Below are 16,379 nucleotides of genomic sequence, written 5' to 3' on the forward strand. Positions count from 1 at the left end.
TAGGAATTTTCTGTATATATAAAAGTTACCGCAAAATCCATAATTAAACTACTTTTACTACTTCAAAACGACATTTAAGATTAAAAGTTATCTGATTAGGATAATAAGGAGGTGTATATCTCGTGAAAAATGCCATTGGTTATATCAGGGTGTCTACTGAGGAGCAATCTTCTGATGACAAATATGGTATTGATACACAAAAAGAAGCTATAATAAATTATGCTGGCTCTGAGGGTTACAGAATTGTCCATTGGTGCGTTGATACAATCAGCGGTGCAAAAGATGGCAGAGAGGAACTTGACAAGATTCTATACAAACCTGACACTCTACCCTACCACGAAGCTGTAATTGTTTTTAAGAATGACAGGATTGCTCGTGATACGAAGTTGTATTTTTATTACTTCTACACTTTGGAAAAAAGGAACATATCTCTCCTATCCACAGAGGAGCACTTCTCTGAGGGAGACGATTTTGCAAATGTATATCGTTCACTCCTAATGTTTGTAGCGGAGCAGGAAAGGAAAAATATAGCACTTCGTACCGGTAAAGGTCGCTCTCTGAAAGCGAGGTGTGGCGGTTATGCTGGTGGAAATAAACCCTATGGGTATAATGTGATAGACGGAAATCTTGTAATCAATCCTGAGGAAGAAGTTATTGTACGATTGATATTCAATCAGTTTGACAATGGTGCCTCTTTAACTGATATTTGCGAAACACTACATAACAAAGGGTATCTTTCCAGAAAAGGAAAGAGATTTCAGATTTCTACAATCCGTAGTATTATTGGAAATAGAAAGTTATATCAAGGAAAATATAAATATGGGAATATGGATTGGGTAAATGGAGTACACTCTCCTATTCTTATTTCGGAGGTTTAGTATGAAAAAGATATTGAGTATGCTACTTATAATTTTTTTAATGGGAACTTTAGTTGCCTGCGATGATTCCGAATCAGTTTCGGAACAAAAAGTAACAGAAAATGTTATTTTTGAAAATAATACACTTAAAGCAACATATACAGGTATTTCAGAACAAGGTGTAATGCTTGTTAGGCTTGAGAATAAGACTGAAAATGAGATTACAGTTTTACCTATGGATTCATCTGTTGATGGAACTATGATACAATTTTCAAGTGGTACTCTTGCTACTATACAAGGGAACAAGATTTTTAATCAAGGTTGGATAATAGGCAGTGTTCCTAAAGAGAACATAGAGTTTAAGATGTCTGTCCTTGATGAACAGATGAAAGAAATATTTATAACTGATGTAATACAAATTTATATGGAGTAGATGAAAATGTTTATTATAGTAATTTTACTCATCTTCCCTATTGTTCTGTTATCTGAGATAATAAAGCAAAACGAAAAATCACATCGGAGAAGAAAATAATCAATGGTGCGTTATCGCAAAGAGAAATCTCTAAACGATAACGCATTTTTATTTTGAGGAGGAATTATGGAACAACTACTTGGAAAAATTTTTGAGAAAATTAAAAAGACCCCTAATGCTATAAATGTGTACGAGGACTTATACTTTATGTGTAAAGAAACAATGAAAACAAATGTGCAACTTGGGGTCAAATATGCTAAACTGCTCTCCTTTTCTATAGAAAGTCAAATTCTAAAATCAGAAAAGGAAGAAGATATAATATTTTTATTCGGACTTCATAAAAAAGTGCTACTTTTGGCTGCACCTTATGATTTTGATAGTTATTTATTATATGTTGAATGGGATAGAGAACCCGATAAGAAGTTTTATGCCCCAAGACGAGAGGTTTTACTCCCTACCGTTCAAGCAATGCAAGATTTAAGCGATGATAAGTTAGACTTACTTACAATCTCAATGCCACCGGGAACAGGGAAATCAACTTTAGGGATATTCTATCTTTCTAAAGTAATGGGTAACTTTCCTGACGGTCAAAATCTTGCTTCTGCTCATTCAGGTATGCTAACACGATCGTTTTACGAGGGAGTTAATCAGATAATCACTGACCCCGAATACCTATGGAAAGATGTTTTTCCGGGTGTTTATATTGCTGCTACAAACTCAAAAGAAGAAACGATTGACCTTAATAAAAAACATCGCTTCTCTACTCTAACTTGTAGAGCAATAAATGCTTCTTTAACAGGTGCTACAAGATGTGATAAGATTTTATATGCCGATGACCTTTGCTCAGGTATTGAAGAAGCTATGAGTAAAGACCGTTTGGATAAATTGTGGTCGTCATATACTAACGACCTTAAATCTCGTAAAAAAGAGGGAGCTAAAGAAATTCATATTGCCACAAGATGGTCGATTCACGATGTAATAGGCAGACTTGAATTACAATATGGAGATGACCCACGAGCTAAGTTCATTGTTCTACCTGCTCTTGATTCTGAAGGCGAGAGTAACTTCAATTATGGTTATGGAGTGGGTTTTAGTAAAGACTACTTTGAGGATATGCGAGTAAATCTTGATGAAGCGTCTTTCAAAGCACTTTTTATGAATCAACCTATTGAGCGTGAGGGTTTATTATATCATTCAGATGAATTGCGAAGATATTTTGAACTACCTCTCGGAGAACCTGACGCTATTATAGGTATTTGTGATACCAAAGACAGAGGTAGCGATTATGCTTTTCTTCCTGCGGCTTATGTTTACAGAAATGATTATTATATTGAGGATTGTGTCTGTGATAACGGACTGCCTAATGTTGTGGATGCAAGACTTGTAGATATTCTAATAAGACATAAAGTTGGTATGTGCAGATTTGAAAGTAATTCCGCCGGTGGTAGGATAGCTGAAAAAATTCAAACTGAAATAAAAAAGCGAGAAGGTATAACTCGTATTACAACAAAATTTACAAGTACAAACAAAGAAACTAAGATTATCGTCAATAGTGCTTGGGTTAAAGAACATTGCTTATTCAAGGACGAAAGCCTATATAAGAGAAACAGTGATTATGGCAAAATGATAAATATGCTTGTCTCTTATACAGTTGCCGGTAGAAATAAAAACGATGATGTTCCTGATGGAATGGCAATGCTTGCTGAATTTGCTCAGAGTTTGTCAGGAGCTAAAGTTGAAATCTTCAAAAGACCTTGGTAATCGAAAGTAGATTAAAAATTTACACGAATATTCTATATTATCAACATATTGTGGATAATATAGTTGACAAGCACAATATATTGTGATATATTTCAATGTGAAATAAACCAAAATTTAATGGGTGCATAATTGCACGAGGTAAATTAGACCTCGAACAATTATGTACCTTTTTTTATTTCGCAGAAAGGAGGTTAATCGTGGGGCATAACATTGATAGTGCAAAAACACCTTATCTCACAAGAGATTTGAACGGTCGTAGAATCATCTCATCAAGTGTGAGTAACATTACCGAATCAAATGTAATCGAAGTTTTGGATAAAGCATTTGCTACACACGAGCTTAACCGAAGCGAAATAGATTATCTTTGGAAATATTATCGTGGGCAGCAGCCTATCAGATATAGACAAAAGGAAGTGCGACCTGAAATATGTAATCGTATTGTAGAAAACAGGGCAAACGAAATAGTTTCGTTTAAGGTAGGTTATCTTTGCGGAGAGCCTATTCAGTATGTAAGTCGTAGTAGTGAAGAAAAAGTCGTTGAACAAATCAATAAACTAAACGAAATGATGTTCGCTGAGGACAAAGTTTCTCAAGACCAAGAATTAGTGGAATGGCAAATGATTTGTGGCACAGCTTTCAGACTTGTTTTACCCGATGATGTAAATGAAATTGATGAAGCACCTTTTGAAATTTATACGCTCGACCCAAGAGATACTTTCATTGTTTATTCAAATGATATTGGGAACAAACCATTGATGGCGGTTAAGTACAGTGTAGATGAACACGACTTGCTTAGATATTCAGTATATACGGAAAGTCAGTATTTCTTGATAGAAAATGGTTTAATTAAGGCTAATAAGTCACACGCACTTAATATGATACCAATTTTTGAATATCCAGCTAACAATGCAAGGCTCGGTGCATTTGAAATAGTGCTTCCGTTACTTGACGCAATCAATAATGTTGTCAGCAACAGACTTGATGGGATTGAGCAATTTATTCAAGCTTTTATAAAGTTTGTAAATTGCGATATTACGAAAGAGGAATACAAAGAGTTCTTAGAACTTGGTGCAATTAAAGTTAAATCAGTTGACGGTCAAAGAGCTGATGTAGATATGGTTACAACAGAACTCAGCCAAGACCAAACTCAAACTCTAAAAGAAGATTTATATAATGCTGTGCTTACAATATGTGGTATGCCAAACCGAAATGGCGGGTCATCTACAAGTGATACAGGAACAGCTGTATTACTCAGAGATGGCTGGTCTCTTGCAGAAGCAAGAGCTAAAGATTCTGAACATATATTCAAGAAGTCAGAGAAAAAAATGCTCAAGTTAATACTTAGGATTTGTAGAGATTTAGCAGGGTTTGATTTGTTGCTAAAAGACATCGATATGAAATTTACAAGAAGGAATTACGAAGCTATTCAAAGTAAATCCCAAGTTCTTGTATCTATGCTACAGCAACCTAAAATCCACCCTCGTCTTGCTTTTTTACATTCAGGATTATTTACAGACGCAGAATCAGCGTATGCAATGAGTAAAGAGTATTACGATGAATTGATGATTGAGGAACAAAAAAAAAATAAAAGAAACTCAAGTTGATTAGTGAGGGAACACTTATAAAACGCAAAGGTCAGACAAGACCATAAAACAGAAAAACTAAATGGAGTGAACCATATAAACGCAAGGAGGAAAATATGAATTTCAAAGATTTATTAGGAGACGCTTATAAAGAAGGTATGACACTTGAGGAGATTGAAGCTGCACTTAGTGAAATTACTCCACCCGGAGATAGCTTGGCTGAAATCGAAAGACTGAAAGCTGCTTTATCTAAAAGCAATAGTGAAGCAGCCGGTTATAAGAAACAGCTACGAGAAAAACTTACAGAGGACGAGCAGAAAGCTCAGAAAGACGCTGAGGAAAAAGCCGAACTTGAGGAAAAGTACAAGAAACTTCTTCACGAAACAGAGGTGTCGAAAACTAAGGCTAAGTTATTAGCTTTGGGTTATGAAGAAAAGCTTGCGGAAGAAACAGCTGAAGCAATGGCTAATGGAGAATTGGAAAAAGTATTTTCTAATCAGCAGAAACATCAGCAGAATTTGGAAAAGAAAATTCGAGCAGAAGTTTTGAAAGACACTCCACCGCCCGTTGGTGGAAAAGGAGATGATACGATGACGCTTGAAAAGCTACAGAAGATGTCTCCTGAGGAACGCTACGAGTTCTCAATTAAAAACCCACAAGAATATAAAACACTTTATACAGGAGGTAATGAATAATGGCACATAAGATTTATGATAATTTCTACCTATCAAATGAGGTAGAGGACCAGTTCAATTCACACTTGAACTTACAGCAGTTTTGTACAGTAGATAACTCTCTTGTCGGCACAGTCGGAATGAAAAGAAAAATCAATGTATATTCTGCTACCAGTGGAACAGAAAAACTGAAAATGGGAAAAGGTAACACTAAGTCAATCGAGGTTTCTCATACTCAGAGGGAATATGAAATCGAGATGGCTCAAAACCGTTTTGACTATTTTGATGAACAGGAAATGACAGACCCTATGCTTGTTCCTGTAGGTACAAAACATATGGGAACAGATATGTTTAATACTGTCAACGGAGATATTTACGGAGAGTTTAAGAAAGCTCCGATGGTAGTTGTTTCACAGGCGATAGGATTCGATTCATTTGTGGACGCAGTTGCTTCGCTTGATATTGAAAGCACCGACAATGACCCTGCGACTGTTGCACCGATGACATTTGCGTTCGTACACGGTACAGATGTTGCAGAGCTTAGAAAATCTCTCAAGGAAGAACTCAAGTATGTAGAATCTTTTGCAAGAACCGGCTATGTAGGTACAGTTGGTGGTGTAAATATTTACACTAAGAAAGACGCTACAAAAGGTACTATCGTAGTTGCTACTAAAAAGGCAGTTACAATTTTCAATAAGAAAGGTACTGAAATTGAGCAGGAAAGAGACGGCAATATTCGCAAGAATAGCATTTTCTCAAGAAAATACTATCAGGTTGCACTGACAAACGAAACTAAGGCTGTAAGAATCATCAAAGGAACGGCTGAAATATCGTCGGACACAGAGGTTAAACCTGATAAGGTTTACTATGCGAAAACAGATAGCGGATATATCGTAGGAACACCTACAGCAAATCCTAAGACTGAGAAATTCTACGAAATTAAGTAGTTAAAGGAGGTGGATAATATGACTTATAGTGAAAAGTTGACCGTTCTGAGAACAATGGTAGGCGACCTCGATACTGATGAAGTGTTATCCACCTATCTAAAAATCTCAGGGGCTAAAATTTTAGCAAAAGCATATCCTTATGATGAGACAGTGGAAGAAGTTCCTAAGAAATATTCAGTTCTTCAATGCGAAATTGCAGCATATCTACTTAACAAACGAGGTGCTGAAGGACAGATTTCACACTCGGAAAATGGAATATCTCGTGCGTATGAAAATGCCGATGTTCCCCCTTCAATGCTCAAAACAGTTACGTCATACTGTGGGGTGGTTAAATGAAAACATTGAATAGGAATAAAACAAAGTTTTACTATGCTTTGTATGAGAGTAAGCAACCTGTTAAGGACGAATATGGAAATCCTACAAGTGAATATGAGATAGTACATTCTGACCCTAAAAAATATTTCGCTAATATATCAGCGGCTAAGGGAGAAACACAAACAAGACAATTCGGAGAAAGCGAGGATTACGACAAAGTAATAGTTATGGACAATAACTTGCCGAGGATTGATGAGTATTCTGTTTTGTGGATAGATAGATTACCTCAGTTTGATAATGATGGTAAAACTACTACACCTTACGATTATGAGGTTAAGGAAGTTGCAAGTAGCTTGAATAGTGTTTCCATCGCAGTCAGCAAGGTTAATGTTTCATAGAGGTAGTCATAATGGGTAAAAAAGTCATCGTTTGTGGCTTGTCTGAAGGAGAAATAGATAAAGCCATTAGAGAGCTTGAAAAATATAAACAGGAAATAGTAACTAAGACTGACCTTTTAAGAAATAAGGTAGCCGAGTTAATTGAAAAGAAAGCACAAATGGGATTCAACGGAGCTATTTTAGATGATTTGGTAAAAGGTGGAGTTCGATACGCTAATGTTGATGTTTCAGTAGACAGTAAGGGTTCTACTACACTTGTTGTAGCAAATGGAGAGGACGCAATATGGGTCGAGTTTGGAGCAGGTGTATATCATAATAGCGGTGCAGGAAGTTCGCTACACCCACGAGGTTCAGAAGTTGGATTTACGATTGGTAGCTTCGGTAAAGGTTTCGGAAAGAAAGGAGTATGGGGTTTCTATGAAGATGGAGAATTAAAGCTCACGCACGGAACACCTGCAATTATGCCAATGTACGAAGCAATGAAAACTACTTGTCAAGAAATCGCAATGATAGCTAAGGAGGTGTTCAGATGATTGATGTGGAAAATGAAGTTTTTGACATAACATCTAACAAAGTCAGAGAACAATATCCTAAAGTCTATATGACAGGAGAATATGTTAAATCTCCTCCTTCGTTTCCTTGTGTATCAATTCTTGAGGTAGACAATCAAATATACCGAAATACACGAACATCAGGTTCTATAGAAAACCATTCACAGGTTTTATATGAGGTAAATGTCTACTCAAACAGAAAAACAGGCAAAAAAAGTGAAGCTAAAAACATATTGTCAATTATTGATAAAGAGATGGAAAAATTAGGCTTTACAAGAGTAATGGCAAGCCCTGTGCCTAATGAACAGGACGCAACAATATATCGTATGGTTGCAAGATACCGTGCGGTTGTATCAAAAGAAAAAGTAATTTATAGGAGGTAAATAAAATGGCAATTAGCACCTACAAAATCTTTTTAATGTACAAGGATAGTTCCGATTGGCAGAAACTCATTGACATTAAAGAGTTCCCTGACCTTGGAGGAACACCTGAAATGTTGGAAACAACTACTCTTTCAGACAAAATGCAAACTTATATTCCGGGTATTCAAAGCCTTGACGCTATGGAGTTCTCAGCGAACTATACTCTTGAAGAATATAAGAAGTTAAAGGCACTTGAGGGTACAGAGAAAGAATATGCAGTATGGCTTGGTGGTACAGAAGCTGGAGATAACCTTACTCCTACCGGCTCTCAGGGTAAATTCAAATTCAAAGGTCAGCTTTCTGTATTCCCCGTTGGCGGCGGTGTAAATGAAGTCGTTGGTATGACTATCACAATCGCACCATCTACACCAATTTCACAAGAAGCATAATAATTCGGAGGTAAATAAAAATGGCAAAACAATTAAGATTTAATTTCAAAGAAAAAGATTACACTTTGGAGTTTACAAGAAAAACCGTAACAGAAATGGAGAAAAAGGGCTTTATTGCTTCTGAGGTTGAAGATAAGCCGATGTCCACTCTGCCTGCTCTCTTTGAGGGTGCTTTTCTTGCTCATCATAGATTTGAGAAGAAAGAAACTATCAATGAAATTTTCTCAAAGATGACAAACAAGGAGGAGCTAATCGGTAAGTTGGCTGAAATGTATAACGAACCTATTATAGCTCTTGTTGAAGAACCGGCAGAATCAGAGGGAAACTTGAGCTGGACAGCGAGCTTCTAAGTAGTTCACTGTCCACCCATAATACAGATGATGTGGGAAGCGAGCGTGATAATCGCTTCGCTTCCCTTTTCCCATATACGGATATTTTCAACAAAAAATTTCCTTACTATCTCTCAATAGGTATGACCCCTGAGCAATATTGGGAACAAGATTGCCTGTTGGTTAAGTATTATAGAGAAGCTGAGGAAATCAGGCGAGAACGCAAGAATCAGGAAATGTGGTTGCAAGGAATGTACTACTATGACGCTCTTATGAGAGTATCTCCTATTCTTCGTGCTTTCGCTAAAAAAGGAACAAAACCTCAACCTTATGTAGAGGAAGCATATCCTATTAGTAAAAAAACTATAGAAGAAAAAAATGTTAAAAAGGAAAGAAACAATCAGCAAAAAGCACTCCGTTATTTGCAAGCATATACGGTTGAGAACAATAAAAAATTTGAAGAAAGGAAGTGAGTAATATGTCCACAACGATAGAATCTCTTGAGCTACAAATACAGTCAAATTCAACATCGGCAACAAACGGCATTGACGCTCTTTCCGCTTCATTATCGAAATTAAAAAACGCAATTAAGGGCGGTGTGGGATTATCAAGCGTAGCTAATCAGGTACGCAATCTTAACACCGCCCTTAATGGCTTTGATGAATCTTCCATCTCAAGAATTGATAGGTTATCAAATAGTTTATCAAAATTATCTTCTCTTGGAAAAATTAAGATTTCTTCATCTATAGCAAGTCAGCTTAAAAGTATCGGAGGAGCTACGGCTATTTTAGGTACTACTGATTTTTCAGGTCTTGATAGATTAGGGGTAGCATTATCCCCGTTGACATCAATAGGAAAAGCAACAGGCTTGAAAAGTGTTATTAGTCAGCTTGGTAAACTTCCTAAATTGGCAAAAACCCTAAATAGCATAAATTGGAATCAATTTACATCTCAGATAAAAATGCTTTCGGACGCTTTGAAACCGTTGGCTAATCAGTTAAATGTGGTATCAAATGCTTTTAATAGACTGCCTTCTAACATAAGACGAACCGTTAATGCTACTAATACTCTCCCTGACGCTAATCAAAGAGCTTCAAAGAGTTATGTTGATTTGTGGGCAAAAAGCAGAATGGCTATGAATACCATTCGATTAGCAGCAAGAGCAATAGCAAGTTGGATAACTGAATCCAATACTTATGTTGAAAACTTAAACTTGTTCACAGCGTCTATGGGGAAATATGCAGCAGAAGCAAAAAGTTTTGCTGAACAAGTTGGCGAAATAATGGGAATTGACCCCGGAGAATTTATGCGAAATCAAGGTGTGTTTATGACAATCACTGAAGGTTTCGGAGTGGCAAGTGAAAGAGCATACATTATGTCCAAGAACTTAACTCAACTTGGATATGACTTATCTTCTTTCTTCAATATTTCATTTGCTGATTCTATGCAGAAATTGACTTCGGGTATATCAGGAGAACTTGAACCACTTCGTAGATTAGGTTATGACTTGTCGCAGGCAAGACTGAAGGCAGTTGCTCTATCGTTAGGTATAAAAAAATCATTTAATGATATGACACAGGCTGAAAAAGTGCAGTTAAGATACTATGCAATTATGACACAGGTTACTAAGGCTCAAGGCGATATGGCTCGTACACTTAATGCTCCTGCTAACCAGCTTCGTATTTTGAAATCACAGTTGGTTCAAGCAGCTCGTGCATTAGGTAATATTTTCATTCCTGCTCTAAATATGGTGTTACCTTATGCTATCGCTTTGGCAAAAGTCATTAGAATAATTGCTGATTCAATCGCAAATCTTGTAGGGTTCAAACTTCCTGAGGTGGATTACAGCGGAATAAAAGTCGGTGGAGACGCTATAGGAGACTTAGCTAAAAATGCTGATGACGCGGGAGATGGTTTAGGTAAAGCTGGGAAAAAAGCAAAGAAGTTGAAAGACGCTTTGCTTGGAATAGATGAATTAAATATTATTTCGGAAAATGAAGCAAATGCTCTTGATGATTTAGGAGATTTGGGCGTTGGTGGTGGAGACTTAGGTTTTGAGCTACCTGAATATGATTTCTTATCAGGGGTAGTAAATGCCAAAGTTGATGAAATAGTGTCAATGATAAAAGGTGCATTAAGCGAGATTACGGCTGTTATATCAGGTTTCTTATTGGCGATAGGAACAATTCTTGTTGTAACAGGGGCAAATATTCCACTCGGACTTGCGTTAATGGCAGTCGGTGCCATTGGGCTTGTGGCTACCATAGTACAAAATTGGGGAGAAATGACAGAACGATTAGCAAGAACTCTTACAGTCATTACAGCACTCTTAGGTGGTTTCTTATTAGCCGTAGGAGCAATTTTGGTTCTATCGGGAGCAAATGTACCTCTTGGTATAGGTTTAATGATAGTAGGTGCGGTTTCTTTAGCAACGGCTGCTATTATAAATTGGAAGTTCTTAAATAAGGACTTGATGAACGCCCTATCAATCCTAACAAGTATCGTAAGTGGTGCGTTGCTTGCGGTTGGTGCTTTGATGGTTTTTACAGGAGCAAATGTACCTCTTGGTATAGCTTTAATGCTTGCTGGTGCTGTGGGATTAGCCACAGCTATAGGACTTAATTGGGATAGTATGTCCGAACCTATGAGGAAAGCTATTGGTACGCTTGAAGCAATCGTAGGTGGTGCATTATTGACATTTGGTGCTATTCTCGCTTTAACAGGTGCAAATGTTCCTCTCGGTGTCGCTATGATAGCAGCAGGGGCAATCTCACTTGTTTCGGCGGTTGCGTTAAATTGGAATAGCTTAACAGGAGATTTGAAAAAATCTATTGCTACAATAACAGCATTAGTAAGCGGAGCATTGATTGGAATAGGTGCTGTACTTGCTTTCACGGGCGTGGCGACACCTCTTGGTATTTCAATGATAGCAGCAGGGGTTATAGGAATTGTCAGCACGGCTGCTTTGAATTGGAGTTCTATTACGGAAAAGGTAAAGAAAGTGCTTAAAGAAATCGGCATAGCAATGGGTGTATCATTATTGGCATTAGGTGCGGTACTTGCTTTCACAGGTGTTGCTCTACCTGTAGGAATTGGCTTAATGGCAGCTGGGGCTACATCACTTATATCAGGTGTTGCACTTAATTGGGATTCGCTAACTGAAAAAGTAAAAAAAGTATTAAAAGAGATAGGGATTATTGCGGGCGCCGCTTCTTTGGCTCTTGGAGTAATTCTCTGCTTAACCGGTGTTGGAATACCTCTCGGTGCGGCACTTATAGCAGCAGGAGCAGGTTCTCTTGTTTCCGGAATAGCTCTAAATTGGGACGCCATAGTTACAAAAGTTGGAGAAGGTCTCAATGCCATTGCTAATAAATTCGGAGAGTTTAAGGATTGGGTCGGAGACAAACTCAGCCAAGCAGGAAATACAATATCAGAGTGGGCTGGTGGTGTTAAAGAGTTTTTTGTAAAAGGTAAAGATGGTAAAAATGCTATAGACAATATAGCAGATACCGCTACTGAATGGGGAAAAAGTTTCTTAGATGGGCTTGGGAGTTGCTTCTCAAACGCTAAATCTTGGGTTAGTAATAACATTGTTTCTCCGATAACAAAAGCTATTGATAAAACCCCTATTCCTGAATTTGCAATTAAATTGAAAAATACAGCTTCGGAATGGTGGAGTAATGCTAAAAGCTGGTGGTCTGAAAACACAAAAGATGGACTTAGTTTAGAGACAGGCGTTCAACTTGTTAAAAGTGGCTGGAACTCAGTTACAAGTTGGATTGGGAACTTACCTCTTGTAAAACAAGGAATAGACCTTGCTAAATCAGGTTGGAAGTCTGTAAAAGATTGGGTTGGTGATATTCCGATTGTGAAGCAAGGAATAGGTCTTTTGAAATCAGGTTGGCAAACAGTAAAAGGTTGGGTTGGTAATGTCCCTACCCTATCTCAAGGAATATCACTATTGAAGTCAGGTTGGCAGAATGTAAAGAATTGGATAGGCAACATTCCTACTCTTTCACAAGGGATAGGTTTACTAAAGTCGGGGTGGACTACGGTTAAGAATTGGATTGGTAACATTCCTACCCTATCTCAAGCCATCAATCTGATAAAAAGTGGTTGGACTACAGTCAAAAATTGGGTTGGCGACATTCCAATACTATCTCAAGGAATATCACTCTTGAAGTCGGGGTGGACTACAGTCAAAAATTGGATTGGTAATATTCCTGTTATTTCACAAGGTATCAGCTTGATTAAGTCAGGTTGGAATACAGTGAAAAGTTGGATTGGAGACCACATTGTGCCAACAGGAATTTCACTATTCAAAAGTGGTTGGACATCTTTAAGCTCGTGGATAGGCGATAAGGTTTCAGTCGGTATTTCGCTATTCAAAGATGGTTGGAAATCTATCAAAGGTTTCTTCGGTTTATCTACCGGAGGATACAACACCGGACACGGGTTCAAGATGTTTGCTAAAGGTGGTTACATCGGTTCAGACGGAAAAAGTGGTTCTTGGAACTCAATCCCTATGTATGCAAACGGAACTTCAAATGCAAGGCTTCACGGTTCTTTGTTCGTAGCCGGAGAAGCAGGAACAGAGATGGTCGGACATATCAATGGACAGACCGAAGTTCTAAATCAATCTCAAATTAAACTTGCTATGAGAAGTGCCGTGATTTCAGGTATGGCTCAGTTCGCAGGATATTTTAGAGCTATCAATAGTCAAATAGGTATAAGTGCTAATGCGATTATACGCTCTGTACTATTAAACACTGATGTACTGAACTCAGCCATCGTTAATACAGGTGGTTATGACCCTACAAACTCATTAGCTCAATTCGTGTATGATGATTCGCAAAGAGCGTACAATCACTCGTTGTCAGATGAATCTATGGCTCGCACTATGAAAGAGTTCTATAGAGAATATGTAGAACCTACTCTGAAGGAAATAGCAACTGACACTAAGAGACAGGCTGATAAGGAAGAACAAACAGTTGTTCAAATTGGAAACAGAACTATTACGGACGCTGTTGTAACACAACAGAGAGCAAATGGGTTCGTATTTGCAGAATAAGGAGGTGGTGGTAAATGTCTTATATTGCAATAAACGGTTATCAATTACCACCTCCTAAAAGAGGTGTAAGCGTAGTCGTAACTACGGTAGTAAATGCAGGTAGAAACGCTAACGGCTCAGTAGTCGGTCAAAGGGTCGGTAGAGACCAATATAAAATTGACGGACTTGAATGGGCGTGGCTAACAGCTGATGAATGGGAAGGAATACTCTCAGCATTAAGCGATTTTTTCGTAAATGTAACATTTAACGACCCTGTATCTAATTCTAGTAAGACATTGAAAATGTACTGTGGGGATAGAACAGGCGAACCATATTGGGTTGATGGGAGTGGTAGACCAACTCATTACAGAAATTGTAAAGTGAATTTGATTGACACAGGGGAGGGAAAATAAATGCAGAAAGTTTCTAAGACTTATAAGCAGAGTATGAAATCTCCTCTCCGAGAGAGAGCGTTTATAATGCTCTCTTTCGGACTTGTCAATCAAGAAGCTCAGGCAAAGGCTTCTATCAACAATGGGGATTACTCTTATTATTCAAATTTAGATTTATTCGGAGAGCGTAACGATGACACAATATATGCCACACTTGAGGAGAATTTCACAAAAGTTGATGGTTCTATGTATTTCTTACCTCGTGAAAATGTAGGTGGATATTACAATACAGGCTTGGTCTCTAATAAACTACTTACCGAAGCTCTTTGTGAAGTAATCATAAATCTAAATACAATAGAAACTGATTTCAAAGGATTGACTATTCTTTTCGGAGACAATTACCCTATTGACTTTGATGCAATAGGTAGTACCGGTCAGACTATTCAATTCAGAGATAATACAAAATCAGAATGGACTACGGAAGAAGTTTTACAAGATACTACATCTGTAAGATTTGTATTTTACAAAATGAAGAATCCTAACAGTAGGCTTAGAATATATGCAATTAAATTTGGTTACGGATTAGTCTACTATAATGATTCAGTATTGGATTCATCTCTTGATAGTTATGTATCGCCAATAGGTGCAGATATTCCTCAAGTGGACTTCTCAGTGCAACTTAAAAACTACGACCACTATTTTAATGTAGACAATCCTAATTCAGCTATAAATTACCTTGAAACAGGGCAAGAAATGGATATAATGTACGGTTATCAGTTGCCTAATTCGGACAAAATTGAGTGGATTCAAGGAAATCATCTTCTTTGTTCAGCTTGGGAAAGTGATGATAATACAGCTACTATAAGGTGTCAAGACATCTTCCGAAATATGGATTCAGAGTACACTAAAGGTCTGTATAGTGAAAGTGATAAAAATTATTACATTTTGGCTCAAGAAGTTCTAATGGACGTTGGGATAACAAAATATTATATTGACCCAAGACTTAAAAACCTTTACACCAAGAATCCGATTCCTCGTGTAAAACATAAAGAAGCCTTGCAAATTATTGCAAATGCTTGTAGATGTACCCTTGCTCAGTCAAGATTTGGAGAAATACAAATTAAGTCGAATTTCATTCCTGAGGTTACTATTACTACCAATGGCGAAACTTCTTTCTCCAAAGCAACAAATATAACTAAAGATAGTGAGAAAGTCGAATATGGCACTCTTGCTAAAAACTACACTAAAACAGATGGAACAATGTTTTTCATACCACGAACAGGTATTGCTGAATTAGAAACGGGTTATATTTCGAGCGAAATATCTGCTGATAATTGTCTGTTTGCAAATAATCCTATTATCACTTTCTCAATGGAAGGTGTTAGAGCATATCACGGAATGAAACTTGTTTTCGGGCAAAATCTACCAAAGAGGTTCATTATCAGAAGCTACAATGAGGGAGTGCAGGTCAATGAGTATGTTATTAAAAGTGATGAAATAGATAAAACTATGGTGGTTTTGAGGGATTTTGACGATTGTAATAAAATTCAGATTGAGTTTATCGAAACTGAGATACCATATAATAGGATAACTCTAAATCATTTCAGTTTAAGCGATGTAGCCGATTTTACAATGAGTAGATTAGATATGACGTCATCTCCTAAAGCAATAAAACAGGAGCTTGTAAAAGAGGTAATCGTACCTTGTTACACTTTTCAAAGAAACAATAAGGAAGAAAATCTTGTTTACGAAGATGTAGACATAACTATAGGGCAAATAGAAACATTCTATATCCAAGACCCATCTTATGGTTATTTTGTAAAACTCAATGAGCAAACAGGATTAGCAGATGTGATTGATTGGGGCAACTATTATGTAACCGTGAGATACAAAGTCACAGGTTCATACAAACTTGAGATACAAGGTTATCGCTATAAAATTATAGAACGATATGCTACAAAGCACTTAAACTCAAGAGGTAAAACTATCAAATGGAAAAATCCACTAATTAGCAATATGACAATGGCTAATGAACTTGCGAATTGGCTTGGCAATTATTATACAGCCGGTATTGAGTATGAATATGATACAAGAGGAAATCCTGAAATAGACGCAACAGACATTGTCTATCAGGAAAATGAATTTCACGACAATATGAAAGTAAATATTTACAGACATACTTTGAAATTCAAGCAATCATTCTCAGGTAGAGTTACAGCTCGAAGAATTGGAGGATAAA

General features: G+C 37.2%; 16 protein-coding genes. All 16 read left to right on the plus strand.

What is annotated here, in order from left to right:
- Positions 1-122 precede the first annotated feature (122 nt).
- The 16 genes from BBG48_RS04740 to BBG48_RS04815 all read left to right on the plus strand — a co-directional run bounded on the left by BBG48_RS04740 (position 123) and on the right by BBG48_RS04815 (position 16,378).
- Positions 123-878 (plus strand): recombinase family protein, encoded by a 756-nt coding sequence (locus BBG48_RS04740; protein ID WP_068913615.1) that lies wholly within the window; start codon positions 123-125, stop codon positions 876-878.
- A 1-nt stretch (position 879) separates the two neighbouring features.
- Positions 880-1,290, plus strand: coding sequence for a hypothetical protein (locus tag BBG48_RS04745; RefSeq protein ID WP_068913614.1), 411 nt, complete (start codon positions 880-882; stop codon positions 1,288-1,290).
- Between the two features lie 165 nt (positions 1,291-1,455).
- Positions 1,456-3,090 carry a hypothetical protein gene (locus BBG48_RS04750; protein ID WP_068913613.1) on the plus strand — a complete coding sequence of 545 codons (1,635 nt, stop codon included), beginning with the start codon at positions 1,456-1,458 and terminating at the stop codon, positions 3,088-3,090.
- A 197-nt stretch (positions 3,091-3,287) separates the two neighbouring features.
- Complete coding sequence (locus BBG48_RS04755) at positions 3,288-4,694, plus strand: phage portal protein (protein WP_068913611.1); 1,407 nt, start codon at positions 3,288-3,290, stop codon at positions 4,692-4,694.
- Between the two features lie 95 nt (positions 4,695-4,789).
- Complete coding sequence (locus BBG48_RS04760; protein ID WP_068913610.1) at positions 4,790-5,368, plus strand: hypothetical protein; 579 nt, start codon at positions 4,790-4,792, stop codon at positions 5,366-5,368.
- Positions 5,368-6,294, plus strand: coding sequence for a hypothetical protein (locus BBG48_RS04765; protein WP_068913608.1), 927 nt, complete (start codon positions 5,368-5,370; stop codon positions 6,292-6,294). Before BBG48_RS04760 ends, BBG48_RS04765 begins: the two co-directional genes overlap by 1 nt.
- An 18-nt stretch (positions 6,295-6,312) precedes the next feature.
- Entirely contained in the window at positions 6,313-6,630 is a 318-nt protein-coding gene (locus BBG48_RS04770; protein ID WP_068913606.1) for a phage head-tail connector protein, read from the plus strand.
- Entirely contained in the window at positions 6,627-7,007 is a 381-nt protein-coding gene (locus tag BBG48_RS04775; RefSeq protein ID WP_068913604.1) for a hypothetical protein, read from the plus strand. Before BBG48_RS04770 ends, BBG48_RS04775 begins: the two co-directional genes overlap by 4 nt.
- 11 nt (positions 7,008-7,018) lie before the next feature.
- Positions 7,019-7,540 (plus strand): hypothetical protein, encoded by a 522-nt coding sequence (locus BBG48_RS04780; protein WP_068913603.1) that lies wholly within the window; start codon positions 7,019-7,021, stop codon positions 7,538-7,540.
- Positions 7,537-7,941 carry a hypothetical protein gene (locus tag BBG48_RS04785; protein WP_068913601.1) on the plus strand — a complete coding sequence of 135 codons (405 nt, stop codon included), beginning with the start codon at positions 7,537-7,539 and terminating at the stop codon, positions 7,939-7,941. The genes BBG48_RS04780 and BBG48_RS04785 overlap by 4 nt, the downstream gene beginning before the upstream one ends.
- A gap of 5 nt (positions 7,942-7,946) precedes the next feature.
- On the plus strand, positions 7,947-8,369 hold the full coding sequence (locus BBG48_RS04790) for a phage tail tube protein (RefSeq protein WP_068913599.1): 423 nt from the start codon (positions 7,947-7,949) through the stop codon (positions 8,367-8,369).
- 20 nt (positions 8,370-8,389) lie between these two features.
- Complete coding sequence (locus BBG48_RS04795) at positions 8,390-8,719, plus strand: DUF5055 domain-containing protein (protein WP_068913598.1); 330 nt, start codon at positions 8,390-8,392, stop codon at positions 8,717-8,719.
- Positions 8,720-8,751: 32 nt separating this feature from the next.
- Complete coding sequence (locus BBG48_RS04800) at positions 8,752-9,171, plus strand: hypothetical protein (protein WP_068913596.1); 420 nt, start codon at positions 8,752-8,754, stop codon at positions 9,169-9,171.
- 5 nt (positions 9,172-9,176) lie between these two features.
- Positions 9,177-13,769, plus strand: coding sequence for a hypothetical protein (locus tag BBG48_RS04805; RefSeq protein ID WP_068913594.1), 4,593 nt, complete (start codon positions 9,177-9,179; stop codon positions 13,767-13,769).
- Positions 13,770-13,783: 14 nt separating this feature from the next.
- Entirely contained in the window at positions 13,784-14,161 is a 378-nt protein-coding gene (locus tag BBG48_RS04810; protein WP_068913592.1) for a hypothetical protein, read from the plus strand.
- On the plus strand, positions 14,162-16,378 hold the full coding sequence (locus BBG48_RS04815) for a hypothetical protein (RefSeq protein WP_068913591.1): 2,217 nt from the start codon (positions 14,162-14,164) through the stop codon (positions 16,376-16,378).
- Position 16,379: the final 1 nt, after the last annotated feature.

The organism is Criibacterium bergeronii (genome assembly GCF_001693775.2).
In the GTDB taxonomy this organism is placed as follows: Bacteria; Bacillota; Clostridia; order Peptostreptococcales; family Filifactoraceae; genus Peptoanaerobacter; species Peptoanaerobacter bergeronii.